Genomic DNA, 22,543 nt, shown 5'->3' with positions numbered 1-22,543 from the left:
CGCCCTTTTCGTCTCCGCGGCCCGCCCTCCACCGGCCCCATCGTCTTTGGTCCCAGAAATCCCGGGGGGTCGCCTTTGGCGGCGCCATTGGTCCGAGCCCCAATGGCGACGGGCAGAGCCCCCAACGCACTCAAGGGCGTGCGCCAAAGGCGCTCATTTTAGTGGCCGTCACGCCGCAAACCCGCCCACTGGACGGTCCCCGAAACAGCGCCTAGAGGAGCGCCATGAGCGCGCGACCGTCCAGCCTGAGTTCCCATGCCGGTGCGCTGTTCCGCATCGGGCTGCCGCTCGTCGGCGCCTCGGTGGCGAACTTCCTCATCCACATGACCGACACGCTGATGCTGGGCTGGTACTCCGTCACCGCGCTGGCGGCGGCGACGATCGCCACCAATGTCTGGTTCGTGCTCTTCATCATGGGCGCCGGCTTCGGCATCGCCGTGGCGCCCGTCGTCTCCTCCGCCGCGGCGCGGGGGGATGCGGTGCGGGCCCGCCGCTTCACGCGCATGGCCATGTGGCTGACGCTGGCCTACGCCGCGCTCGCCGTCATCCCGCTCTGGTTCTCCGAGCCGCTGCTGCTCGCCATGGGCCAGCCGCCGGAGGTGGCCGAGGCGGCGCAGGGGTACCTGCGCATCGCCGCCTTCGGCCTCTTCGGGGCGCTCTTCGCCACCGCCATCCGCGGCTTCCTCGGCGCCCTGGAGCTGACGGGCGTGCAGCTGTGGATCACCGTCGCCGGCGTCGGGCTGAACGCGGGCATCAACTACTGCCTGATCTTCGGCAATCTCGGCGCGCCGGAGCTGGGCATCGTCGGCGCCGCCATCGCCTCGGTCATCCTCGAGATCGCCATGGCCGTCGCCGCGGCGGTCTACGCCGCCCGCAAGGCGCCGCAGTTCGAGCTCTTCGTGCGCTTCTGGAAGCCGGACTGGGAGGCGCTGGGCCAGGCCTTCCGCCTCGGCTTTCCCATCGGCCTGACGGCGCTGGCGGAATCGGGGATGTTCTCCGGCTCGGCCATCATGATGGGCTGGATCGGCGAGGTGGAGCTGGCGGCGCATGGCATCGCCATGCAGCTCACCGCGCTGCTCTTCATGTTCCATGTCGGCATGAGCCAGGCGGCGACGGTGCGCGCCGGCGGCGCCGTGGGCCGGGGGAGCGCCATCGACCTCAAGCGCACCGCGATCACCGCTCAGGCGATCTCGGTGCTCTTCGGCTTCGTCGTCGTCGCCATCCTGCTGATCTGGCCGGCGGAGCTGGTGGGGCTCTTCGTCGATCCGGAGGATCCGCTGAAGCCGCAGATCGTCGCCTTCGGCGTGCCGCTTCTCGCCATCGCGGCGCTCTTCCAGTTCGCCGATGGCGGGCAGGCGACGGCGATGGGGCTCTTGCGCGGCGTGCAGGACATGCGCGTGCCGATGGTGATCGCCTGCCTCTCCTACTGGCTGGTGGGGCTGGGGAGTGCCTGGCTCCTCGCCTTCCCGCTGGGGCTGGGGCCGGAGGGGCTGTGGTTCGGCCTGACGCTGGGGCTGACGGCGGCGGTGATCGGGCTGGCGCTGCGCTTCTGGCTGCGCTCAATCCGCCTCGTCATCCCGCCCGGCACCGTCGCCACCGACATCGCGCCCGCCTGAGCTTTCCCCCGCCCCCCGTCCCGCGCCGAGCGGCACATTCCGCGCCGGGGCCTCGGCCAGCCGCTCGGCCTTGCGGCGCACGAGGATCGTCCGCAGATCGTGCATGGCGAGGAGGAGGGGGTCCGTCACCTCCTCCAGCTCTTCCGGCGTGGCGCGGGCCTGCACCCATTGGGCGGTGAGGTTGAGGTGGTCGATGGCGCGGTGGATATCGTCCACCTCCCGCCGGGCGACGAGGGCGCGGCGCTGCGCGATCCAGCCCTCGATCTCCGCCCGCTCCGCCTCCGTCAGCTCGTGCTGGCCGTGGGGCTTGATGTCGCCGTTCTTCCAGTTCGCCACGGCGATCTGGTTGAGCTCCAGCCGGCGCTCGCGGTTCTCCGTCTCCACCTCGAAGACGGCGGCGCCGTTCTCGCGGATGCGGTAGAAGTATTTCGGCAGGTCGGTCATCAGGCGGCGGCGCTCATCCGGCCTGATGGCCGGCCTCGCTGGTCTCCCCTCAGCTGAGGCCCTCGCAGAACCGCTTGATCCGCGCGCAGGCCTCGGTCAGCGCGGCGTCGGAGGTAGCGTAGCTGACGCGGAAGTTCGGAGAAAGCCCGAAGGCGGCGCCGAAGACCACTGCCACGTTCTCCTCCTCCAGCAGCGCCGTGGCGAAGGCCTCGTCATCGGTGATCGCGGCGCCGCCGGGGCTCGTCTTGCCGATGCAGCCGGAGATGTCGGGATAGACGTAGAAGGCCCCCTCCGGCACCGGGCAGGTGATCCCCGGGCAGGCGTTCAGCCCCGCCACCACGAGATCGCGCCGCCGCTCGAAGAGCGCCCGGTTCGGCGCGATGAAGTCCTGCGGGCCGTCCAGCGCCTCCACCGCCGCCCATTGCGAGATGGAGCAGGGGTTGGAGGTGCTCTGGCTCTGGATCTTGCGCATCGCGCCGATCAGTTCCTTCGGGCCGGCCGCGTAGCCGATCCGCCAGCCGGTCATCGCGTAGGCCTTGGAGACGCCGTTGACCGTCAGCGTGCGCTCGTAGAGGCCGGGCTCCACCTCCGCCGGCGTGCAGAAGGTGAAGTCGCCGAAGGTCAGGTGCTCGTACATGTCGTCGGTCATGACGTGGACGTGGGGGTGGCGCATCAGCACCTCGGTCAGCGCCTTCAGCTCCTCGCGGGAATAGCCGGCGCCCGTCGGGTTCGACGGCGAGTTGAAGAGGAACCACTTGGTCCGCTCCGTGATTGCCGCCTCCAGCTGCTCGGGCGTGATCTTGAACCCCGTCTCCAGCGCCGCCGCCACCACCACCGGCTCGCCGCCGGCGAGGAGCACCATGTCGGGGTAGCTGACCCAGTAGGGCGCCGGGATGATGACCTCGTCGCCGGGGTTCAGCGTCGCCATGAAGGCGTTGTAGAGCACCTGCTTGCCGCCCGTGCCCACCGTCACCTGCGCCGGTTCGTAGCTCAGCCCGTTCTCGCGCTCGAACTTGGCGCAAATGGCGCGCTTCAGCTCGGGGATGCCGTCGACGGGGGTGTACTTCGTCCGCCCCTCCTCGATGGCGCGGATGCCCGCGGCCTTGATGTTCGCCGGCGTGTCGAAATCGGGCTCCCCCGCGCCGAGGCCGATGACGTCGCGCCCCGCGGCCTTCAGCTCCGCCGCCTTCGTCGTCACGGCGATGGTGGGTGAGGGCTTCACGCGGGCGAGCGCGTCGGCAAGGAAGGGAGGCATGTCGGCTCCAGACTGGAATATCAAAGGCGCGGCTGTCATAAGCCGGCCCAGCATATGCGGCAAGGAGGAGCCAGACATGACCCCCGAAGACGGCTGGTACAGTGAGGACAGCGCCACCCTCGGAGACCGCATCGCCGGTGCCCGTGAAGCGGCCGGCCTCGCCCAGAAGGAGCTCGCGGCCCGGCTGGGCGTGAAGGTCGGCACCGTCGAGCGGTGGGAGGATGACCGCGCCGAGCCGCGCGCCAACAAGCTGCAGATGCTCTCCGGCATGCTCGGCGTCTCCCTCTCCTGGATGCTCACCGGCGTCGGCGACGGGCCGGACGGCCCGGGCGAGACGGACGCGCAGGACAATGCCGCCGAGCTGGCCGAGATCCGCAAGATCCGCGCCGAGATGACGGCGACGCTGGCCCGCCTCGGCCGGCTGGAGAAGCGTCTCCGTGCCGGGTGAGGGGGGCGTGCCGTTGCAGGCGAGCGCCCCGCCGGCGGACGAGAGCCGCGAGACGCGGCTGCGCCGCCTGCACATGCGCTCCATCCGCCGGGGCATCAAGGAGATGGACCTGATCCTCGGCGACTTCGCCGTCCGGCAGCTGCCTCACCTGGAGGAATCGCTCCTCGACTCCTACGAGCGCCTCCTTCACGAAAATGACCATGACATTTACCTCTGGGTCGCCACCGGCCAGCCGGCACCGGAGGGGCTGGAGGGCGTCGTGGCCCTTATTCGCAAGGGCGCAAGCGGGGTGACGCGGCCGGAATAGCGGGCCGCATGCCTTTGCAATTCCCGCTAATTGCCCCTTTTCCGACACATTCCGACTGGGTTTTAAACCACATCTTGAGCAATTTTCTCCAAGTTAGGATCGAAAAGGCCAGATTGGAGAGAGCCGGATGAGCTTGCACAGTGCCATTGAGGATGACTCGCAACTGGGCGTCAACGCCGGGTTCATGCAGAGCTATCTCGAGGCGCTCACACTGGTTGAGCGTCTTCACCGCCTTTTGCTGGACGTTATCAAGGACGAGTTCGAGCGACTGGGAATGCTGGAGCTGAACGCCGTGCAGGCGCTTCTGCTCTTCAACATCGGCGATAACGAGGTGACCGCCGGCGAACTGAAAAGCCGCGGGTACTACCAGGGCTCCAACGTGTCGTACAACCTCAAGAAGCTGGTGGAGATGGGCTACATGCACCACCAGCGCTGCGAGATCGACCGTCGCTCGGTGCGTGTCCGCCTGACGGAGAAGGGCCGCAACGTGCGCGATATCGTCGCCAAGCTCTTCGCCGCCCATGCCGAGGGGCTCACGGGCCGCGGCGTGATCGACCTCGAGGGGCTGGACAACATCACGATGTCCCTGCGCCGGGTGGAGCGGTACTGGGCCGACCAGATCCGCTACATCTACTGAACACCGGGCTCGGAATGAGCCCCTGGCCGGGCGCCCCCTGGGGGCGGCCGGCGCCAGTCTTCGGCCATGTGCCGGTGAGCCCGCCTTAGCGGCCGGCTCAGAGGAAGGCGATATCGTCCACCATCTCCTCGGCCGACGGGGTGAGGAGGACGACCGACGAGCCGTCGGGGAAGATCAGCACGAGGTTGTAGATCTCCACCGCGAAGGCCTCCAGAACCTCTTCCGCGCTCATCTCCTCCCCGCCCCAGAGCGCGGGGTCGAGCCAGAGCGTGTCCACGTCATCCTCGAAATCGACGATCAGGTCCTGCCCCTCGCCGGCGCGGAAGACGAAGTGGTCGGCGCCGCCGTTCCCCTCCAGCTGGTCGTCATCGACGCCGCCGAAGAGGATGTCGTCGCCGTCGCCTCCCTTGATGTAATCGAAGTCGCTGCCGCCGAAGATCGTGTCGCTGCCCCGGCCGCCCTGGAACCAGCCGGCGCCGGTGCCGCCGTGGATCACGTCGTCGCCGTCGCCGCCGATGGCGTAGATATCCCCGTCGCCGGAATGGATGACATCGTCGCCCGCCCCGCCGCGCAGCCGGCCCATGTCTCCGCCGTAGATCAGGTCATCCCCGTCGCCGCCGAGCAGCCAGTCCCAGCCGGAGCCACCGAAGAGCGTGTCCGCCCCCGCGCCACCATCGAGAAAATCGTTGCCGGCGCCGCCGTCGATCTCGTCATCGCCGACACCGCCGAAGAAAACGTCGCGGGCGGGGGTGGGGGAAAAGGTGTCGTTCCCGTCGGTGCCGGGGTCGTAGGAAATGCGGGGCATGGCAATACTCGTCAGTCACTCGGGTGAATGACGCCGAGGCTGGGCGAGAGGGCGCCGTCCTGTCACCCCCGCCGTCTCAGACCAGCCGGCTCGTCTCCAGCGCCGCCCGCACGAAGCTGGCGAAGAGCGGATGCGGATCGAACGGCTTCGACTTCAGCTCGGGGTGGAACTGCACGCCGATGAACCACGGGTGGTCCGACCATTCCACGATCTCCGGCAGCCGCCCGTCCGGGCTCATGCCCGAGAAGCACAGGCCCACGCTCTCCAGCTGCTCGCGGTACTTGGTGTCGACCTCATAGCGGTGGCGATGCCGCTCCTCGATCTCGCTGGAGCCGTAGATTTCGGCGACGCGGGAGCCTTCGGTGAGCATGGCGGTATAAGCGCCGAGGCGCATGGTGCCGCCCTTGTCGTCATCGACCTTGCGGCGCACCGAATGGTTGCCCTGGATCCACTCCTTGAGGTGGTAGACCACGGGCTCGAAGCGGCGCACGCCGGCCTCGTGGTCGAACTCCTCCGATCCGGCCTTCTCCACCCCCGCGACGTTCCGCGCCGCCTCGATCACCGCCATCTGCATGCCGAGGCAGATGCCGAGGTAGGGCACCTTGTGCTCGCGCGCGAACTTCGCGGCGGCGATCTTGCCTTCCGTCCCGCGCTCGCCGAAGCCGCCGGGCACGAGGATGGCGTGGAAGCGCTCCAGCTGCGGGGCAGGGTCCTCCCGCTCGAAGATCTCGGCGTCGATCCACTCGGCCTTCACCTTCACCCGGTTCGCCATGCCGCCATGCGTCAGCGCCTCGGCGATGGACTTGTAGGCGTCCTCGAGCTGCGTGTACTTGCCGACGATCGCCACCCGCACCACGCCCTCGGCGTGATGGATGCGATCGGAGACATCTTCCCACTTCGTCAGCTCGGGCCGCGGGGCAGGGGAGATCTGGAAGGCATCCAGCACCGCCTGGTCCAGCCCCTCGCGGTGGTAGGCCAGCGGCGCGTCGTAGATGGTGGAGAGGTCCTGCGCGGCGATGACGCTGTCGGGCCGCACGTTGCAGAAGAGCGCCAGCTTCGCCCGCTCCTTCTGGGGGATCGGCCCCTCGGAGCGGCAGACGAGGATGTCGGGCGCCAGGCCGATGCTCCGCAGCTCCTTCACCGAGTGCTGCGTCGGCTTGGTCTTGAGCTCGCCCGAGGCCTTGATCCACGGCAGCAGCGTCAGGTGCATGAAGATGCACTGCCCGCGCGGCCGATCCTGGCTGAACTGGCGGATGGCCTCGAAGAAGGGCAGCCCCTCGATATCCCCGACGGTGCCGCCGATCTCGCAGAGCTGGAAGTCCACCTCGTCGTCGCCGATGGCGATGAAATCCTTGATCTCGTCCGTGACGTGCGGAATCACCTGGATTGTCTTGCCGAGGTAGTCGCCCCGGCGCTCCTTCTCCAGCACGTTGGAATAGATCCGCCCGGAGGAGACGGAATCGCTCCGCCGCGCCGCGACGCCGGTGAAGCGCTCGTAATGGCCGAGGTCGAGGTCCGTCTCCGCCCCGTCATCGGTGACGAAGACCTCGCCGTGCTCGAAGGGGCTCATCGTGCCCGGGTCGACGTTGAGATACGGGTCCAGCTTTCTCAGCCGCACCGAAAAGCCGCGCGCCTGCAGAAGGGCCCCGAGGGCGGCCGAGGCCAGCCCCTTGCCGAGAGAGGACACCACACCGCCGGTGATGAAGACATAGCGCGCCATGCGATGGAAACTCCCGTAGTCTGGCAAAATGCGGACGGACCGGAGGCCTCGGCCACCAGTACCACGGGACTCAATCATAGGCGGATTCGGCGGTCCCTGTCCACACCGAGCCTCAATATCATGTTGCGGGGTTTGGAGGGGTTACAAACCCTTGTGGCGGCGCGGGGCCCCAACCCCGCGACCGGCCTCGGGCCGCTCAGTTGCCGGCGGGCGCCGGCTCTTCTTCCGCCTCGTCGATCACGTCGACGGGCAGTTCGATGACCTCGCCCTCCGCCGGCGTTTCCGCCTCGGGCCCAGACTCGAGCCCGGACTCGGGCAGGGAGAGGTCGCCTTCGGTCGCGTCCGCCTCGGGCAGGACAAAGCCTTCCGGCGTCGCAGACGTCGCGCCGGCATCCGGCACCACCGGCCCGCTCTCCTCGGCGGAGGGCGGCAGCAGCGAGGTGCCCAGATCGGGCAGCGAGGTGTCGGCGCCGCCGCCGACGGGCTGGATCCGGTCCACCACCGAGGCGCCGGCCGAGTTGTTGGCGGAGATGATCGTCAGCGCCAGCGTGCAGACGAAGAACGCCGCGCCAAGGCCCCATGTCACCCGGCCGAGCGCATCCGCCGCGGCACGGCCGGACATCACGCCGCCACCGCCCCCGCCGCCCATGCCGAGCCCGCCCCCTTCGGAGCGCTGCAGGAGGACGACGCCGATCAGGCTGAGTGCGATCAGCAGATCTATGATGAGGAGGACGGTTTCCATTGGGGCTCCCGGTGCAACGGGGGGTATCTAGAACCCGGCCGGCAGGAGCGCAAGCATGAAGGGGCGCCGCATCGCAGCGGCAGACCGCGGGCACTCAGGGCTCCCTCAGCGTGAGGCCCTTCTCAGCCAGCGCCCCCTTCAGCGCCGCCAGCGCCTTCGGGCCCATGCCGTGGAGCTGCGCGAGGTCCTCCTCGCGCCAGCCCGTCAGATCCTCCAGCCCTGTCACGCCGGCCGCGGCGAGGGCCCGCCGCGCCGGCGCCGCGACGCCGTTCGGCCAGTCACTCACGACGCGCCGGCGCCCTCTGGTGCATGGCCGCGGACCATCGACCAGGAGAGGCCGATGCCGAGCACGGCCGAGGCGGCGAAGATCGCCAGCCAGATGCGGCCATCCGGCGTCTGCAGCGTCAGCCACCCCTGGTCGAGCGCCAGCCACGTCACCGCGGCGACGAGGCCGAGCACGAGCAGTACGCCCGTCAACCCCAGCGCGCGCACCGTCGCCCGCAGCGTCACCACGTAGCCGATGGCGAGCGCCAGCCCCATGACGGCGGCGAGGGGGAGCTGGTCTAGCCGGTGGCGGGCGAACCAGGAGAGGTAGTTCCAGGGTGTCGGGTTGTACGTCATCGCCACGAGAAGCCCCGCGAAGCTCCAGCGCATGAAAAACTGCAGTGCCATAATCTGTGCCTGTCTTAGGGTGAATTGCCCCACTCGGGATCGTTAAACTTTTATCTAACCCACTGCCCGTGCGTAGGGCCCGGCGGCCCCACCTGTCCACCCGGGCCCGCGCGCCCTTGAAGCGGGCGTGGCGCCGGCGCTATACCCCGCCCGGTTTGGCATGCGAAATAAGGAGCGCCCTCATGGCGAATGTCGTGGTCGTCGGCACCCAGTGGGGAGACGAGGGCAAGGGAAAGATCGTCGACTGGCTCTCCGAGCGGGCCGATGTCATCGCCCGATTCCAGGGTGGTCATAACGCCGGCCACACGCTCGTCATCGACGGGGAGACCTTCAAGCTGCACGCGCTGCCCTCCGGCGTCGTGCGGGGCGGCAAGCTCTCCGTCATCGGCAACGGCGTGGTGCTGGACCCCTGGCACCTCGTGCAGGAGATCGAGGCGATCCGCGGGCAGGGGGTGGAGATCTCCCCCGAGACGCTGATGATCGCCGAGAACACGCCGCTCATCCTGCCCCTGCATGGCGAGCTCGACCGCGCGCGGGAGAACCAGAATTCCGTCGCCAAGATCGGCACCACCGGCCGCGGCATCGGCCCGGCCTATGAGGACAAGGTCGGCCGCCGCGCCATCCGCGTCGCCGATCTCGGCGACGAGGCGACGCTGGAGCTGCGGGTCGACCGGGCGCTGGTGCATCACAACGCCCTGCGCGCCGGGCTGGGGCTGGAGCCGGTGGACCGGGCGGCGCTGATCGAGAAGCTGCGCGGCATCGCGCCGCAGATCCTCCCCTATGCCCAGCCGGTCTGGAAGGTGCTGACGGAGGCGCGCCGCGCCGGCAAGCGCATCCTCTTTGAGGGGGCTCAGGGCGCACTCCTCGACATCGACTTCGGCACCTATCCTTACGTGACCTCCTCCAACGTCATCGCCGGGCAGGCGGCGACGGGCACGGGCGTCGGCCCCGGGGCGATCGACTTCGTGCTTGGGATCGTGAAGGCCTACACCACCCGCGTCGGCGAGGGGCCCTTCCCGACGGAGCTCTTCGATGACGACGGCCAGCGCCTCGGCGAGCGGGGGCACGAGTTCGGCACCACCACGGGGCGCAAGCGCCGCTGCGGCTGGTTCGACGCCGTGCTCGTCCGCCAGACCTGCGCCACCTCCGGCGTCTCCGGCCTCGCGCTGACCAAGCTCGACGTGCTCGACGGGTTCGAGACGCTGCGCATCTGCACCGGCTACGAGCTCGACGGCCGCAAGCTGGATCACCTGCCCACCGCCGCCGACCAGCAGGCCCGCTGCACCCCCCTCTACGAGGAGATGCCCGGCTGGCAGGAGAGCACCGCCGGCGCCCGCAGCTGGGCGGACCTCCCCGGCCAGGCGATCAAGTACGTCCGCCGCATCGAGGAGCTGGTGGGCACGCCCGTCGCGCTGGTCTCCACCTCGCCGGAGCGGGAGGACACCATCCTCGTCACAGACCCCTTCGCCGACTGATGGCCCTCTCCTACAAAGCCCGCCGGCGCCTCTCCCTCCTTGTCCTCGTGATCGGGTTGCCGGGCTACATCATGGTGGCGGTCGTGATCATGAGCGCCATCCCCCGCCCGCCGATCTGGGCGGAACTACTGATCTACATCGCCCTCGGCGTCGTCTGGGCCCTGCCGTTGAAGGCAGTGTTCCGGGGGGTGGGGAAGGAAGACCCGGATGCGGAGCGGCGGGACTCCTGAGGAGGCGCTGCACGGGGGCGGAGGCCGGGCAGGGGCCGCTGCCCCCTCTTGGCCGATGGCCAATTCACCCCCGGGATTTTTGGGACCAAAGACAGGGGGCGGCAGCGCCCCGCGACGTGACCGGACGGTGCACACGTGGTGCACGCGCCGTGCACGGGCTGTGAAGGGGGGCAGGCGTCCCGGAGAGGCATCCGGACCGCGATGTCTGGCCGACCCTTTCGCCGCCGGGCGGCGTCGCTCCTGAACCTCCCAGAACGCCTTGCCGAGGCCGGGGCCGAACTCTGTCAGCCGGTACTCCCCCGTCTGGGCGCCGCCACGAGGGCAAGGGCCATTATCGGATGTTTCTGGGGGATGCTTGGAGGCGAGTACCGGAATCGAACCGGTCTAGACGGATTTGCAATCCGCTGCATAACCTACCTGCCCACTCGCCTGAGCCCGGCTCTGATACAGGAGCGCCACAGCGCTTGCAAGACGCCGGCACGAGGCGCGATCGGGCGTTGAAGGGGCGGGGAAGCTATGGCATCACCGGCCGGAGAGCCGAATGGCCACACGTGCCGCCTGGCCCCGCAAGTTCCATGGGGAAGCAGCCATGCCCGAGTTCGCCCGCCGCCGTACAATGATGGTCGACACGCAGGTGCGCCCGTCGGATGTGACGAAATATCCCATCATCGCCGCCATGCTGCATGTCCCGCGCGAGCGCTACGTGCCCGGCCGGCTGCGCGAGGCCGCCTATACGGGCGAAAACCTCTCGGTGGCGCCGGGGCGGATGCTCCTCGCCCCGCGAACCTTCGCCAAGCTGCTCGACGCGCTGGAGATCGACTCGCAGGATGTCATCCTCGATGTCGGCTGCCTGCAGGGCTACAGCACCGCCGTCCTCGCCCACATGGCCGAGTTCGTCGTCGCGCTGGAAGAGGAGCAGGCCCTCGCCGACGAGGCGGAGGCCATCCTCTCCGAGCAGGAGGTCGACAATGCCGCCGTCCTCACCGGCCCCCTGGCCGAGGGCGCGGCGAAGAGCGGCCCCTATGACGCCATCCTCATCGAGGGCGCGGTGGACCAGGTGCCCGCGGCGCTGACAGACCAGCTCAAGGAGCTGGGGCGCATCGCGGCCGTCTTCGTGCAGGGGGCCAACTGCACGGCGCGCTGCGGCACAAAGATCGACGGGGTCGTGCACTGGCGCGATCTCTTTCACGCGGGCGCGCCGGTGCTGCCCGGCTTCCATGCGGAGCAGTCTTTCGCATTGTGACGTCAAAACGCATCCAGCAAGAGGCGAGCAGGAGACCCGGGATGAAACAATGGCTGATGCGCGCCGCGACCGCGGCGCTACTGGCAGCTCCGCTCGCGGATGCGGCCAGGGCCGAGACCCTCGCGGATGCCATGGCCCACGGCTACGAGCATTCGGGGCTTCTGGAACAGAACCGTGCCCTGCTGCGCGCCGCCGACGAGGATGTCGCCCAGGCCAACGCCACGCTGCTGCCCGTCGTCAACTGGTCAGCCAGCGCCTCCAGCACCTTCGATACCTTCGGCGGCCTGCAGGATCTCGTCTCCGCCAACCTGCAGCTCTCCAGCCAGCTGACCGTCTATGACGGCGGCGCCGGCCGGCTCGCCATCGCGGCGCAGAAGGAGAACGTGCTCGCCACCCGCGCCTCGCTCATCAACGTCGAGCAGCAGGTGCTGCAGGGCGTGGTGGAGGCCTACCTGAACCTGCGCCTCGCGCAGGAGTTCGTCTCCATGCGCGAGAACAACGTGCGCCTCATCACGCGGGAGCTGCGCGCGGCGGAGGACCGGTTCGAGGTGGGGGAGATCACCCGCACCGATGTCTCCCTCGCCGAGGCGCAGCTCGCCGCCGCCCGGTCGGCGCTCGCCGCCGAGCAGGGCGGGCTCGTGCGGGCTGTCTACGAGTTCCAGGTGGCCGTCGGGCGCGAGCCGGGGACGCTGCAATGGCCGGGCCCCGCGCCGATCAACCGGACGCTCGCCGAGGCGAAGGCCTGGGCGCTGCGCAACCATCCTTCGATCATCCAGGCCCAGCACGCCGTCGCGGCGGCGGAGCTGAACATCGAGCGGGCGCAGGCCGCCCTCGGGCCGAACGTCAGCGTCTCCGCCGGCGTCGGGATCGACCAGGACAGCAATGTCGGGCGCAACTTCTCGCTCTCGCTCAGCGGGCCGGTCTACCAAGGCGGCCGGCTCTCCAGCCAGATCCGCCAGTTCATGTCGCGCCGCGATGCCTCGCGCGCGCAGCTGCTGCTGACCGCGCAGCAGGTGGAGCAGGCGGTCGGCAACGCATGGTCCTTCCTCGAGGTGGCCCGCTCCAGCGCCGTCGCCTACGAGCGGCAGGTGGATGCCGCCAGCGTCGCCTTCGATGGCGTGCGGGAGGAGGCCTCGCTCGGCTCGCGCACCACGCTCGACGTGCTCAACGCCGAGCAGGAGCTGCTGGACGCGCGCACCAACCTCATCTCCGCCCAGGTGGACGAGACCATCGCCTCCTATGCCGTCCTCGCCGCCATGGGGCTGCTGACGGCGCAGAGCCTCGGCCTGCACGTGCAGATCTACGACCCCTCGGCCTACTACAACCTCGTGCAGGATTCGCCGACGCGCACCTCCGAGCAGGGGCAGGCGCTGGAGCGGGTGCTGGAGGCCATCGGTCAGAACTGAGCGTTGGCCGGGCCGGACGGCCCGGTCGGCTTTCGTCAAATGCGCTCCTTTAGCGGTTTGCTTGGTAAGGATTGGCGACTAGACTCGGCCAAAAAAGGGCAGAGCACATGTCGGATCCCGCGAAGAACGCTGATATCGAGGACGTCCTGGCCTCGATCCGCCGGCTGGTGTCGGAGGGCGAACGCGCGCAGGCGCATGGCGCCGCCCGCCGCAATCCCGGCCGCCTGATCCTCACCCAGGCACAACGCGTCCAGCCGGAGCAGGATGCTGCGCCGAAGCGGATGCCGGAGCCTGCGCCGGAGCCGGCCGCGCCCGTCGTGGAGGCGGCGCCGGCCCCCGAGCCCCTGATGCCGAAGCCCCCGCTGCGCAAGCCCGCCCCGCCGAAAGGGGAGGAGCACTGGGCGCTGCCCCCCGACGCCGCGAACCTCGCCCGCGAGGACGCCGGTGAAGAGGGAGCGGCCGAGGAGGGCGAGGCGCCGGCAGAGGACGAGGAGTGGTCCGTCGATTCCTGGCTCTACCCGGAGGGTCCGGCTGAACGGCCGGCGATGATGGAGGACCTGGAGGCTCCTCTTGCCGAGGCGGACGCTGATGAGGAGGACGAGGCGGAGCTGGACGATGGCCCGCGCATCGGCCCCGAGCTGGAAGACGAGGAGGAGGAGGCGCTGGCCGCCGGTTCCGCCGTCCAGACAACTCCCGCCAGCGAGCCGTTGCAAGACCGCAGCCTTGCCGACGAGATCGCCAGCCTCGAAGCCGCCTTCTCCCGCCGCGAGGCCGGGGAGGCGCCGGAGGCCTCCGAACCCGAGGCGACCGAGCCTGAAGCCGAGGCACCCGAACCCGAAGCCAAGGCACCCGAACCCGAGGTCGCGTCCTCGCCGCGCAGCCCGCTGCGGCTGGTCTCTCCTCTGCCGTCCGACGCGGAGGCGGAGCCCGATCTGCCGCCCATCGTCCCGCCGCCCGAGGGGCCGGCGCCGGCCGCCGCCGCCTGGGCCCGGGCCCTCGCCGCCGCGCAGGAGGAAATCGAGGAGGACGAGGAGCCGGAGGATCTGCCGGGTGCCGAGGGCGCGCTCGATGCGGCCTTCGCTTCCAGTGCCATCGACGAGGCCGCCCTCCGCCGCATGGTGACGGAGATCATCCGCGAGGAGCTGCAGGGCCAGCTCGGCGAGCGGATCACGCGGAACGTGCGCAAGCTCGTCCGCCGCGAGATCTACCGCGCGCTCTCGTCCGACGAGACACGCTAACCCGAAAGGGGCGGCGGGCCGTCACGACGGCAGCGCCGCGCCTTCAACCTGTCTTCACCACAAAGAAAAAGAGCGGGGCAGGGGCCCCGCTCTTCCAATGCTCATGTCTCCGACGCTCAGCGGTTCTCGATATCCACGTAATCGCGCTGCGTCTCGCCAAGGTAGAGCTGGCGGGGGCGGCCGATTTTCAGCTGCGGATCGGCGAGCTGCTCTTTCCACTGGCTGATCCAGCCGACGGTGCGGGCGAGCGCGAAGATCGGCGTGAACATGGCGGTGGGGAAGCCCATCGCCTCGAGGATGATGCCGGAGTAGAAATCGACGTTCGGGAAGAGCTTCTTCTCGGTGAAGTAGGGATCGGCAAGGGCCTGCTTTTCCAGCTCCTTGGCCACCTGCAGCACCGGGTTGTCCTCGATGCCCAGCAGCTCCAGCACCTCGTCGGCGCTCTCCTTCATCACCGTCGCGCGCGGGTCGAAGTTCTTGTAGACGCGGTGGCCGAAGCCCATCAGGCGGAAGGGATCGTTCTTGTCCTTCGCCCGCTCGATGAACTCGGGGATGCGGTCGACCGTGCCGATCTCGCGCAGCATCTCGAGGCACGCCTGGTTGGCGCCGCCATGGGCGGGGCCCCAGAGGCAGGCGATGCCGGCGGCGATGCAGGCAAACGGGTTGGCGCCCGAGGAGGAGGCCAGCCGCACCGTGGAGGTGGAGGCGTTCTGCTCGTGATCGGCGTGGAGCGTGAAGATGCGATCCATCGCGCGGGCCAGCACCGGCGAGACGTCATAGCGCTCGGCGGGGACGGAGAAGCACATGTGCAGGAAGTTGGCCGCGTAATCGAGATCGTTGCGCGGGTACACGAAGGGCTGGCCGATCGAGTACTTGTAGGCCATCGCCGCGATCGTCGGCATCTTGGCGATCAGGCGGATCGAGGCGACCTCGCGCTGGTGCGGATCGGAGATGTCCGTCGAGTCGTGGTAGAAGGCGGCCATGGCGCCGACGACGCCGACCATGATGGCCATGGGGTGCGCATCACGGCGGAAGCCGCGGAAGAAGTACTGCATCTGCTCGTGCAGCATGGTGTGATTCGTCACCAGCTGCTCGAAATCCTCCAGCTGCTTGGCGCTCGGCAGCTCGCCGTAGAGCAGCAGGTAGCAGACCTCGAGGTAGTGCGACTGACCGGCCAGCTGGTCGATGGGGTAGCCGCGGTGCAGCAGCACACCGGCCTCGCCGTCGATATAGGTGATGGTGCTGTCGCAAGCGGCGGTCGACGTGAAGCCCGGATCGTAGGTGAACACGCCGGCCTGCCCGTAGAGCTTGCGGATGTCGATCACGTCCGGCCCCGCCGTCGGCGAATGGATGGGCAGCTCGAAGCTGTCCTCTCCGATCTGAAGGGTCGCTGTCTTGGTCGTATCAGGCATGTTCATCCCCTTATGCTTAAGGCCGCCCCGAGGGGAGCAGGGCCTCAACCAGACTCTTCTGCCCCCAGCGTGACGCAAAGGGGCAAAGGTTTTCTGTCACGCGGCCTGATCGGCAATGCGGGCGAGGGATTCGTCGCGGCCGAGGACCATCATCATGTCGAACACGCTCGGGCTGGTGGCGCGGCCTGCGAGGGCGGCACGCAGGGGGGCGGCCAGCTTGCCGAGCCCGAGCCCATGTGCCTCTGCGACAGCCTTCACCACCTCCTCGAGATCGCTGCGGGACCAGCTAGCATCTTGCAGCTGCGGCGTCAATTCAGCCAGTATACCACGGGATACCGGATCGAGCGCCTTCTGCGCCTTCTCGTCGGGCTCCAGCGGGCGTGAGACGAGCGCGAACTGCGCCTTTTCAAGGACTTGCGGCAGTAGCTTGGCGCCCTGCTTGGCCACCGGAACCGCCGCCCCCAACGCCTCCCGCTCGGGCTCCGACAGGGCCGGAGCGCCGGTCGCGGCGAGGAAGTCCTCCAGCTCTTGCAGCAGTGCGGCATCGTCCGCGATGGCGAGCTGCTGGCCGCAAAGGTTCTCCAGCTTCTTGGTGTCGAACCGGGAGGGGGACTTGCCGATCCCGCCGAGGTCGAACCACTCGCGCGCCTGCGCGTCGGTGAAGAACTCGTCATCCCCATGGGACCAGCCGAGCCGGGTGAGGTAGTTGCGCATCCCCGCCGCCGGGTAGCCCATGGCGCGGTACTCCGCCGCCCCCGTGGCGCCGTGGCGCTTGGAGAGCTTCTTGCCGTCGGGCCCAAAGATCAGCGGGATATGCGCCATCACCGGCAGGTCCCAGCCCATCGCGTCGTAGATGAGCTTCTGGCGGAAGGCGTTGGTCAGGTGATCGTCGCCCCGGATGATGTGGGTCACGCCCATGTCGTGATCGTCCACCACCACGGCGAGCATGTAGACGGGGCTGCCGTCGGAGCGCAGCAGCACCATGTCGTCGAGCTCGGCGGCCTTGAGCGTCACGCGGCCCTGCACCTGATCGTCCACCACCGTCTCGCCCTCGCGCGGTGCCTTGATGCGGATGACGTAAGGCGCATTGGGGTGGGTGGCCGGGTCGGCATCCCGCCACGGCGAGCGGAAGAGGGTCGAGCGGCCTTCGGCGCGGGCCTGCTCGCGGAAGGCCTCGATCTCCTCCTGCGTGGAGAAGCACTTGTAGGCCGCGCCCCTGGCCAGCAGCTCCTGCGCCACCTCGGCATGCCGGGCGGCACCGGCGGCCTGCGAGACGGGCTCGCCGTCCCAGTCCAGCGCCAGCCACGTCAGCCCGTCGAGGATGGCGGCGGTGTTCTCGGGGGTGGAGCGGGCGCGGTCGGTATCCTCGATCCGCAGCAGGAACTTGCCGCCGCGCCCACGGGCGAAGAGCCAGTTGAACAGCGCGGTGCGGGCGCCGCCGATATGCAGCGCGCCGGTGGGCGAGGGGGCGAAGCGGGTGACGACCTCGGGTTGGGCCATGAGAGTTAACCTTTCATTCACCATCCGGGACGAGGCTCGGCAGGAGCGGGATAGAGGCTCGGGGAGCTGAGAACAAGTGCACCGCTGGGTTGATCCGGGCGCGGCCCTGCTCCGCCAGCGGGGCCACCTGATGACATGGGTGCCGGTCTTCCTCGGCCTTGGCATCGGGCTCTACCTCGCGGCGCCGGTGGAACCGTCGCTGGCCGGCTGGGGATTGATCGCGGCCGTCGGCCTCGCGGCCCTCGCGTCGGTGAGGGCGCTCGGGCCGGGGCTGGCGCCGCTGGCCACGGCGCTGGCGCTGGTGGCGCTCGGCGCCGGGCTCGCCGGGGCTCGGGTGCGCGCCGTCGAGGCGCCGGTCCTCGGCTTTCGCTACTACGGCCCGGTGGAGGGCCGCGTGCTGGCGGTGGACATTTCCGCCAGCGAGGCGCCGCGCCTGCTGCTGGACGAGGTGGTGCTGCGCAACATGTCACCGGGGCGGACGCCGGCGCGCGTGCGCATCTCCCTCTTCGGCCCGATGGACTGGCTGGCACCGGAGCCGGGACAGCGCGTCATCGCCACCGCCCACCTCTCGCCCCCCTCCGGCCCCGCCGAGCCGGGGGATTTCGACTTCCGCCGCCACGCATGGTTCGACCGGCTGGGCGCCCTCGGCTACACCCGCGCCCCCGTGCTGCTGCTAGAGCCGGCGGAGGAGGGCGCCCTGCCGCTCGCCCGCGCCCGCCACGCCATCTCCGCCTGGATGCGCGCCCGCATCCCGGGGGACCCGGGCGGCTTCGCGGCGGCGGTGACGACGGGGGACCGCTCGGGCCTCACCCCCGCCGCGTCGGATGCGCTCCGGGGGGCGAACCTCTACCACCTCGTGGCGATCTCGGGGATGCACATGGGGCTGCTGACCGGCTTCGTCTTCGCGCTGGTGCGGGGCGGGCTGGCGCTGATCCCGCCGCTGGCGCTGCGTCTGTCGACGAAAAAGTTGGCGGCGCTGGCGGCCCTGCCGGCGGCGGCCGCCTACCTCGCGCTGGCCGGGCGCGCGGTGCCGACGGAGCGGGCCTTTATCATGGCCGCCGTGGCGCTGGTCGCGGTGCTCCTCGACCGGCGCGCTATCTCGATGCGGGCCGTGGCCGTGGCGGCGACGCTGGTGCTGGTGCTGCGGCCCGAGAGCCTCGTCAACGCGGGGTTCCAGATGTCCTTCGCGGCCGTCGTCGCGCTCGTGGCCGTCTTCGGCGCGGCCTCGCCGATGCGGCTGGCGCGGCGGGGGCGGCTCTGGCGATGGGCAATGCCGGCGCTGCTGCTGGCGATGTCATCGCTCGTCGCGGGGCTGGCGACGGCGCCGGTGGCGGCGGCGCATTTCAACCGCGTGGCGCTCTTCGGGCTGCTGGCGAACCTCTTGGCGGTGCCGGCCATGGGCCTTCTCGTCATGCCGGGGGCGGTCATGACGGCGCTGCTGGCGCCACTGGGGCTGGAGGCGGCGGGCCTCGCCATGATGGCCGTGGGCTCGGGCTGGATCCTCGCGGTGGCGGAGGGGATCACCTCGATGGACGGGGCCGTGGGGGGCGTGCCGTCGCCGCCCCCCCTCGTGCTGCCGCTCCTCGCCGCGGGCGGGCTGATACTGGCGCTCTGGCAGGGGCGGGGCCGCTGGGCCGGGCTGGCGCCCATGGCCGTGGCGGCGCTGCTCTGGCAGGGGGCGGAGCGGCCGGCGCTGCTCGTCTCGGATAGCGGGGGCCTCCTCGGCCTGATGACGGCGGAGGGCCGGGCGATGAGCCGCGAGCGCACCGACAGCTACGCGGCCGGCATCTGGCTGGAGAACGACGGGACGCTGGCGCAGCGGGCGGACCTCTGGGCTCTCGGCGCCCTGCCGGAGCGGGACGGGACGGTGCGGCTGACGTTGGCGGACACCCCCATCCTGCAGGTGCGAGGGACACGGGCACTTGGGGCGCTGGAGGGATGCGGCGGCGCCGCGATCCTCATCGCCAATGTCGAGGTGCCGGGGAGCAGGCCCTGCGAGACCTACGATCTTCTGCGCCTGAGGCGCACCGGAGCGCTGGCCCTGAGAGTAGGCGAGGCCGGCGAGCTGGTTATCGAAACGGCCGGCGCCCATGCAGGCCTGCGCCCGTGGACGCGGCAGGGGCCGCGCCCGGAACCGGAGGAAGCGCCGAGGATCGCCGGCCTGCTGGTGGCTCAGTAGGAGCGGATAAGTCCGACGAGCCGGCCCTGAACGCGCACCTGGTCACCGCGGTAGATCCGCGTCTCGTAGGCCGGGTTTGCCGCTTCCAGCGCGACCATGCCGCCCTTGCGGCGCATGCGCTTGAGCGTCGCCTCCTCCTCGTCGACCAGCGCCACGACGATGTCGCCATCGTCGGCGCTGTCCGTCTCGGAGATGACGACGATGTCGCCGTCATGGATACCGGCGCCGATCATCGAATCGCCGCGCACTTCCAGCGCGAAATGGGCGCCATGGCCGAGCATGGCCTGCGGCACGGCAACCTGGTGGGAGACCTCGCTGATGGCGGCGATCGGCACACCGGCGGCGATGCGTCCCATGACCGGCAGCTCCATCGCGGCGGCGGGGGAGGCGGCAGGGGTCCGCGGCTGTTCGGGAGCCGGGCGGGGGGAGGCGCGGCGCGGCATGGAGACGACCTTCGCCTCCGCCGCCAGCCGCTGCTCCAGCGCCTCGGGGAGCTTGACGATTTCCAGCGCGCGGGCCCGGTGGGCGAGGCGGCGGATGAAGCCCCGCTCCTCCAGCGCTGTGATCAACCGGTGGATGCCGGACTTGGAGCGCAGATCCAGCGCCTCCTTCATCTCGTCGAAGGAGGGGGGAACGCCGTCGCGCTGCACCCTTTTGTGGATGAATTCCAGCAAGTCCAGTTGCTTGCGCGTCAGCATGGGGTGCCTCATTGCCGGCTCGTTTGGGCAATGTTCTACAAGTGTTCCTGTTTTGTGTCAACCGCCTAGTTGAGCGGCACGATCTCCACCTCCGCCCCTTCGGGGCGCGCCGGGTCGTTCGGCGGCTGCACGATGAGGCAATCGGCATCGGAGAGGACGGAGAGGAGCGAGGAATCCTGCTTTGAGAAGGCCGTCACCCCCTCCGGCCCCGTCTGCGCGCGCAGGTAATGCTCGCGCGGGCCATTGGCGGCCAGCGGCGCGGCGAGACGGGCGATGCGGCGGCGGGCCGAGCGGGCCGGCAGGCCGAGCATGGCGTCGATCACCGGCGCCATGAAGACCTGCCCGCAGACGAGGGCGGAGACGGGGTTGCCCGGCAGGCCGAGCAGCATCGCGTCGCCCATCCGCCCCGCCATCAGCGGTTTGCCGGGGCGCATGGCGACCTTCCAGAAGCTGCGGTCGAGCCCGGCGCCAGCGGCGGCCTCGCCGACGAGATCATGGTCCCCGACAGAAGCCCCGCCGACCGTGATCACAAGATCGGCCCCTTCGGCGAGGCGGAAGGCGATGGCCAGCGAGTCGAGGTTGTCGCGCGCGATGGGCAGGAGCCGGGGAAGGGCGTCAAGCGCCTGAAGTTGCGCGTAAAGCCCGTAGGTGTTGGAGGCGATGATCTGGTCGGGGCCCGGCTCTTCGCCGGGCGCCACCAACTCGTCACCCGTGGCGATGATGGCGACCTCCGGCCGGCGCGTGACCGGCAGCGTGCCATGGTTCATCGCCGCGGCCAGCGCGATGTCCGCTGAGGAGAGGCGGCGCGGAGCCGAGAGGCTGTCACCGGGGCCGAAATCGGCGCCGGCGGGGCGGATGTTGACGCTTTGGCCAGCGGCGGAGGAGAGCGTGATCACATCGCCCTCGCGCGTGACGTCCTCCTGGAGGATGACCATGTCGGCGCCTTCCGGCACCGGCGCGCCGGTGAAGATGCGCACAGCCTCCCCCGCCGCGGGCGTGCCGGAAAACCCGTGCCCCGCGGCACTTTCGCCGATCACGTTCAGCCGCGCGCCCTCCGCGACATCCGCCTGCCGGACGGCATAGCCGTCCATCGCCGAGGCGGCGAAGGGCGGCTGGGAGCGGCGGGCGGCGATGGGGCGGGCGAGGACACGGCCGGCAGCCTGCGTGAGCGGCACCTCCTCGGCCGGCAGCGGCGTGACGAGGGCGAAAAGCCGCTCCAGCGCCTCGGCGACCGTGATCACGCCTCGTATGTCCCGGATTTGCCGCCCGACTTGTAGGCGAGGCGGATCTCCCCGATCTCCATCCCCTTCTCGGCGGCCTTCAGCATGTCATAGAGCGTCAGCGCGGCGACGGAGACGGCGGTCAGCGCCTCCATCTCCACCCCGGTGCGCCCGGTGGTGCGCACCGTCGCTTCGAGCCTGAGGCCCGGCAGCGCCTCGTCGGCCTCGATGGCGAGGGAGACGTGGGAGAGCGGCAGCGGGTGGCAGAGGGGGATGAGATCGGCCGTGCGCTTGGCGGCCATGATGCCGGCGAGGCGGGCGGTGCCGATGACGTCGCCCTTCTTAGCCGTGCCTTGCCGCGCCAGATCAAGGGCTTGCGGCGTCATCTTCACGTGGCCGATGGCCCGGGCCTCGCGCGTCGTCACCTCCTTTTCGGAGACATCGACCATGTGCGCCTCGCCCTTCTGGTCGAAATGGCTGAGCATTCACAGCCCCCCCATGGAGGCAGGCACGGTCAGCAGCGCCTCGGTCGCCGCCTCGACATCCTCCTGCCGCATCAGGCTTTCGCCGACGAGGAAGCAGCGGGCGCCATACTGGGCGAGATCCTGGATGTGGGCGGGCTCGAAGATGCCGCTCTCGGCCACGATCGTCCTGTCCGCGGGGACGCGGCGGGCGAGGGTGCGGGTGGTCTGCAGATCGGTCTCGAAGGTGCGCAGGTTGCGGTTGTTCACGCCGATCAGCGGGGAGGAGAGCTTGACGGCGCGCTCCAGCTCCGCTTCGTCATGCACCTCGATCAGCGCGTCCATGCCCCAGTGGCGGGCGGCGCTTTCCAGCTCCTCGGCCTGATCGTCGGAGACGGAGGCCATGATGATGAGGATGCAATCGGCCCCGATCGACCGCGCCTCGGCCACCTGCCACGGATCGTAGAGGAAGTCCTTGCGCAGCACGGGCAGCGAGACGGCCTCGCGGGCGGCGATCAGGTCCGCCTCCTTGCCCTGGAAGGACGGGCCGTCGGTGAGGATGGAGAGGCAGGTGGCGCCGCCTGCCTCGTAGGCGCGGGCCAGTGCCGGCGGGTCGAACTCCGGCCGGATCAACCCCTTGGAGGGGCTGGCCTTCTTCACCTCGGCGATGAGGCCGTAGCCGGTGCGGATGGCGCCCTGCAGCGCCTCGGCGAAGGGGCGCACGGGCGGGGCGGCGGCGGCGCGCGCCTCGATCTCCGCCTGCGGCGTCTCGGCCTTGCGGGCGGCGACCTCTTCTAGCTTGTAAGCCTTGATCTTGTCGAGAATATCCATGCAG

23 protein-coding genes and 1 tRNA gene are annotated in these 22,543 nt (G+C 69.9%); 10 read left to right on the top strand and 14 right to left on the bottom strand.

All coding sequences use genetic code 11. The annotated features are described in order from the left end of the window. Positions 1-224: 224 nt before the first annotated feature. Positions 225-1,616 (top strand): MATE family efflux transporter, encoded by a 1,392-nt coding sequence (locus GY170_RS11080; protein ID WP_163893512.1) that lies wholly within the window; start codon positions 225-227, stop codon positions 1,614-1,616. On the opposite strand, the gene GY170_RS11075 is transcribed toward GY170_RS11080, so the two are convergent. Then, positions 1,560-2,060, bottom strand: coding sequence for a hypothetical protein (locus tag GY170_RS11075; protein ID WP_328800617.1), 501 nt, complete (start codon positions 2,058-2,060; stop codon positions 1,560-1,562). The genes GY170_RS11080 and GY170_RS11075 overlap by 57 nt on opposite strands. A gap of 49 nt (positions 2,061-2,109) precedes the next feature. Beyond that, the gene (locus GY170_RS11070; RefSeq protein ID WP_163893510.1) at positions 2,110-3,315 is read right to left on the bottom strand and encodes a pyridoxal phosphate-dependent aminotransferase; all 1,206 of its coding nucleotides are present in this window, start codon (positions 3,313-3,315) and stop codon (positions 2,110-2,112) included. A 76-nt stretch (positions 3,316-3,391) separates the two neighbouring features. Here GY170_RS11070 and GY170_RS11065 point away from each other — a divergent pair, with 76 nt between their 5' ends. The 3 genes from GY170_RS11065 (at position 3,392) to GY170_RS11055 (ending at position 4,707) form a co-directional block, all read left to right on the top strand. Continuing rightward, positions 3,392-3,763 (top strand): helix-turn-helix domain-containing protein, encoded by a 372-nt coding sequence (locus GY170_RS11065; protein ID WP_163893508.1) that lies wholly within the window; start codon positions 3,392-3,394, stop codon positions 3,761-3,763. Then, positions 3,753-4,070: a succinate dehydrogenase assembly factor 2 gene (locus GY170_RS11060; RefSeq protein WP_235937834.1), complete on the top strand. Its 318-nt coding sequence runs from the start codon at positions 3,753-3,755 to the stop codon at positions 4,068-4,070. The genes GY170_RS11065 and GY170_RS11060 overlap by 11 nt, the downstream gene beginning before the upstream one ends. Before the next feature lie 127 nt (positions 4,071-4,197). Next, positions 4,198-4,707 carry a MarR family winged helix-turn-helix transcriptional regulator gene (locus GY170_RS11055; RefSeq protein WP_163893506.1) on the top strand — a complete coding sequence of 170 codons (510 nt, stop codon included), beginning with the start codon at positions 4,198-4,200 and terminating at the stop codon, positions 4,705-4,707. A gap of 97 nt (positions 4,708-4,804) precedes the next feature. Here GY170_RS11055 and GY170_RS11050 read toward each other — a convergent pair whose 3' ends face one another. From GY170_RS11050 to GY170_RS11030, 5 genes are all read right to left on the bottom strand, one after another. Next, positions 4,805-5,512 carry a calcium-binding protein gene (locus GY170_RS11050; RefSeq protein WP_163893504.1) on the bottom strand — a complete coding sequence of 236 codons (708 nt, stop codon included), beginning with the start codon at positions 5,510-5,512 and terminating at the stop codon, positions 4,805-4,807. A 76-nt stretch (positions 5,513-5,588) separates the two neighbouring features. Further along, positions 5,589-7,232 carry a CTP synthase gene (pyrG, locus tag GY170_RS11045; protein WP_163893502.1) on the bottom strand — a complete coding sequence of 548 codons (1,644 nt, stop codon included), beginning with the start codon at positions 7,230-7,232 and terminating at the stop codon, positions 5,589-5,591. A 196-nt stretch (positions 7,233-7,428) separates the two neighbouring features. Beyond that, complete coding sequence (gene secG, locus GY170_RS18660) at positions 7,429-7,974, bottom strand: preprotein translocase subunit SecG (RefSeq protein ID WP_163893500.1); 546 nt, start codon at positions 7,972-7,974, stop codon at positions 7,429-7,431. 94 nt (positions 7,975-8,068) lie between these two features. Beyond that, positions 8,069-8,260: a helix-hairpin-helix domain-containing protein gene (locus tag GY170_RS11035; RefSeq protein WP_163893499.1), complete on the bottom strand. Its 192-nt coding sequence runs from the start codon at positions 8,258-8,260 to the stop codon at positions 8,069-8,071. Next, positions 8,257-8,646, bottom strand: coding sequence for a DUF6524 family protein (locus GY170_RS11030; RefSeq protein WP_235924100.1), 390 nt, complete (start codon positions 8,644-8,646; stop codon positions 8,257-8,259). Before GY170_RS11030 ends, GY170_RS11035 begins: the two co-directional genes overlap by 4 nt. Positions 8,647-8,828: 182 nt before the next feature. Here GY170_RS11030 and GY170_RS11025 point away from each other — a divergent pair, with 182 nt between their 5' ends. Further along, on the top strand, positions 8,829-10,121 hold the full coding sequence (locus GY170_RS11025) for an adenylosuccinate synthase (RefSeq protein WP_163893497.1): 1,293 nt from the start codon (positions 8,829-8,831) through the stop codon (positions 10,119-10,121). Continuing rightward, positions 10,121-10,351: a DUF2842 domain-containing protein gene (locus GY170_RS11020; RefSeq protein WP_163893495.1), complete on the top strand. Its 231-nt coding sequence runs from the start codon at positions 10,121-10,123 to the stop codon at positions 10,349-10,351. The genes GY170_RS11025 and GY170_RS11020 overlap by 1 nt, the downstream gene beginning before the upstream one ends. Positions 10,352-10,707: 356 nt before the next feature. Here GY170_RS11020 and GY170_RS11015 read toward each other — a convergent pair. Next, positions 10,708-10,781, bottom strand: a tRNA-Cys gene (locus GY170_RS11015). Positions 10,782-10,940: 159 nt separating this feature from the next. Here GY170_RS11015 and GY170_RS11010 point away from each other — a divergent pair. The 3 genes from GY170_RS11010 (at position 10,941) to GY170_RS11000 (ending at position 14,238) form a co-directional block, all read left to right on the top strand. Further along, positions 10,941-11,594: a protein-L-isoaspartate O-methyltransferase family protein gene (locus tag GY170_RS11010; RefSeq protein WP_163893852.1), complete on the top strand. Its 654-nt coding sequence runs from the start codon at positions 10,941-10,943 to the stop codon at positions 11,592-11,594. A gap of 41 nt (positions 11,595-11,635) precedes the next feature. Continuing rightward, positions 11,636-13,000 carry a TolC family outer membrane protein gene (locus GY170_RS11005; RefSeq protein WP_163893493.1) on the top strand — a complete coding sequence of 455 codons (1,365 nt, stop codon included), beginning with the start codon at positions 11,636-11,638 and terminating at the stop codon, positions 12,998-13,000. Between the two features lie 107 nt (positions 13,001-13,107). Beyond that, complete coding sequence (locus GY170_RS11000; RefSeq protein ID WP_163891226.1) at positions 13,108-14,238, top strand: hypothetical protein; 1,131 nt, start codon at positions 13,108-13,110, stop codon at positions 14,236-14,238. 116 nt (positions 14,239-14,354) lie between these two features. On the opposite strand, the gene gltA is transcribed toward GY170_RS11000, so the two are convergent. Together gltA and gltX are read right to left on the bottom strand one after the other, a co-directional pair. Continuing rightward, positions 14,355-15,650 (bottom strand): citrate synthase, encoded by a 1,296-nt coding sequence (gltA, locus tag GY170_RS10995; protein ID WP_163893491.1) that lies wholly within the window; start codon positions 15,648-15,650, stop codon positions 14,355-14,357. Positions 15,651-15,746: 96 nt separating this feature from the next. After that, positions 15,747-17,150: a glutamate--tRNA ligase gene (gltX, locus tag GY170_RS10990; RefSeq protein ID WP_163893489.1), complete on the bottom strand. Its 1,404-nt coding sequence runs from the start codon at positions 17,148-17,150 to the stop codon at positions 15,747-15,749. 76 nt (positions 17,151-17,226) lie between these two features. Here gltX and GY170_RS10985 point away from each other — a divergent pair, with 76 nt between their 5' ends. Continuing rightward, positions 17,227-19,329, top strand: a complete 2,103-nt coding sequence (locus tag GY170_RS10985; RefSeq protein WP_328800609.1) for a ComEC/Rec2 family competence protein — start codon at positions 17,227-17,229, stop codon at positions 19,327-19,329. On the opposite strand, the gene lexA is transcribed toward GY170_RS10985, so the two are convergent. The 4 genes from lexA to trpC all read right to left on the bottom strand — a co-directional run bounded on the left by lexA (position 19,323) and on the right by trpC (position 22,539). Then, complete coding sequence (gene lexA, locus GY170_RS10980; protein ID WP_163893487.1) at positions 19,323-20,027, bottom strand: transcriptional repressor LexA; 705 nt, start codon at positions 20,025-20,027, stop codon at positions 19,323-19,325. The two genes, GY170_RS10985 and lexA, sit on opposite strands and share 7 nt — an antisense overlap. Positions 20,028-20,092: 65 nt before the next feature. Further along, a complete protein-coding gene (locus GY170_RS10975; protein ID WP_163893485.1) occupies positions 20,093-21,268 on the bottom strand; it encodes a molybdopterin molybdotransferase MoeA in 1,176 nt (391 codons plus the stop codon). After that, complete coding sequence (gene moaC / locus GY170_RS10970; RefSeq protein WP_163893483.1) at positions 21,265-21,732, bottom strand: cyclic pyranopterin monophosphate synthase MoaC; 468 nt, start codon at positions 21,730-21,732, stop codon at positions 21,265-21,267. Before moaC ends, GY170_RS10975 begins: the two co-directional genes overlap by 4 nt. Beyond that, positions 21,733-22,539, bottom strand: a complete 807-nt coding sequence (trpC, locus tag GY170_RS10965) for an indole-3-glycerol phosphate synthase TrpC (RefSeq protein ID WP_163893480.1) — start codon at positions 22,537-22,539, stop codon at positions 21,733-21,735. Positions 22,540-22,543 lie beyond the last annotated feature (4 nt).

The sequence above is a fragment of the Pseudoroseicyclus tamaricis genome, assembly GCF_012070395.1.
Lineage (GTDB): Bacteria > Pseudomonadota > Alphaproteobacteria > Rhodobacterales > Rhodobacteraceae > Pseudoroseicyclus_A > Pseudoroseicyclus_A tamaricis.
This window is presented reverse-complemented; position numbering and strand designations above follow the sequence as displayed.

Bases quoted from the DNA above. Each gene is read 5' to 3' on its own strand.
- GY170_RS11075 (WP_328800617.1), bottom strand. From the start codon at position 2,060: ATGACCGACCTGCCGAAATACTTCTACCGCATCCGCGAGAACGGCGCC.
- gltX (WP_163893489.1), bottom strand. From the start codon at position 17,150: ATGGCCCAACCCGAGGTCGTCACCCGCTTCGCCCCCTCGCCCACCGGC.
- GY170_RS11070 (WP_163893510.1), bottom strand. From the start codon at position 3,315: ATGCCTCCCTTCCTTGCCGACGCGCTCGCCCGCGTGAAGCCCTCACCC.
- GY170_RS11030 (WP_235924100.1), bottom strand. From the start codon at position 8,646: ATGGCACTGCAGTTTTTCATGCGCTGGAGCTTCGCGGGGCTTCTCGTG.
- GY170_RS11050 (WP_163893504.1), bottom strand. From the start codon at position 5,512: ATGCCCCGCATTTCCTACGACCCCGGCACCGACGGGAACGACACCTTT.
- gltA (WP_163893491.1), bottom strand. From the start codon at position 15,650: ATGCCTGATACGACCAAGACAGCGACCCTTCAGATCGGAGAGGACAGC.
- GY170_RS11005 (WP_163893493.1), top strand. From the start codon at position 11,636: ATGAAACAATGGCTGATGCGCGCCGCGACCGCGGCGCTACTGGCAGCT.
- GY170_RS11080 (WP_163893512.1), top strand. From the start codon at position 225: ATGAGCGCGCGACCGTCCAGCCTGAGTTCCCATGCCGGTGCGCTGTTC.
- GY170_RS11055 (WP_163893506.1), top strand. From the start codon at position 4,198: ATGAGCTTGCACAGTGCCATTGAGGATGACTCGCAACTGGGCGTCAAC.
- moaC (WP_163893483.1), bottom strand. From the start codon at position 21,732: ATGCTCAGCCATTTCGACCAGAAGGGCGAGGCGCACATGGTCGATGTC.
- GY170_RS11065 (WP_163893508.1), top strand. From the start codon at position 3,392: ATGACCCCCGAAGACGGCTGGTACAGTGAGGACAGCGCCACCCTCGGA.
- secG (WP_163893500.1), bottom strand. From the start codon at position 7,974: ATGGAAACCGTCCTCCTCATCATAGATCTGCTGATCGCACTCAGCCTG.
- GY170_RS11010 (WP_163893852.1), top strand. From the start codon at position 10,941: ATGCCCGAGTTCGCCCGCCGCCGTACAATGATGGTCGACACGCAGGTG.
- GY170_RS11025 (WP_163893497.1), top strand. From the start codon at position 8,829: ATGGCGAATGTCGTGGTCGTCGGCACCCAGTGGGGAGACGAGGGCAAG.
- GY170_RS11020 (WP_163893495.1), top strand. From the start codon at position 10,121: ATGGCCCTCTCCTACAAAGCCCGCCGGCGCCTCTCCCTCCTTGTCCTC.
- lexA (WP_163893487.1), bottom strand. From the start codon at position 20,027: ATGCTGACGCGCAAGCAACTGGACTTGCTGGAATTCATCCACAAAAGG.
- trpC (WP_163893480.1), bottom strand. From the start codon at position 22,539: ATGGATATTCTCGACAAGATCAAGGCTTACAAGCTAGAAGAGGTCGCC.
- GY170_RS11000 (WP_163891226.1), top strand. From the start codon at position 13,108: ATGTCGGATCCCGCGAAGAACGCTGATATCGAGGACGTCCTGGCCTCG.
- pyrG (WP_163893502.1), bottom strand. From the start codon at position 7,232: ATGGCGCGCTATGTCTTCATCACCGGCGGTGTGGTGTCCTCTCTCGGC.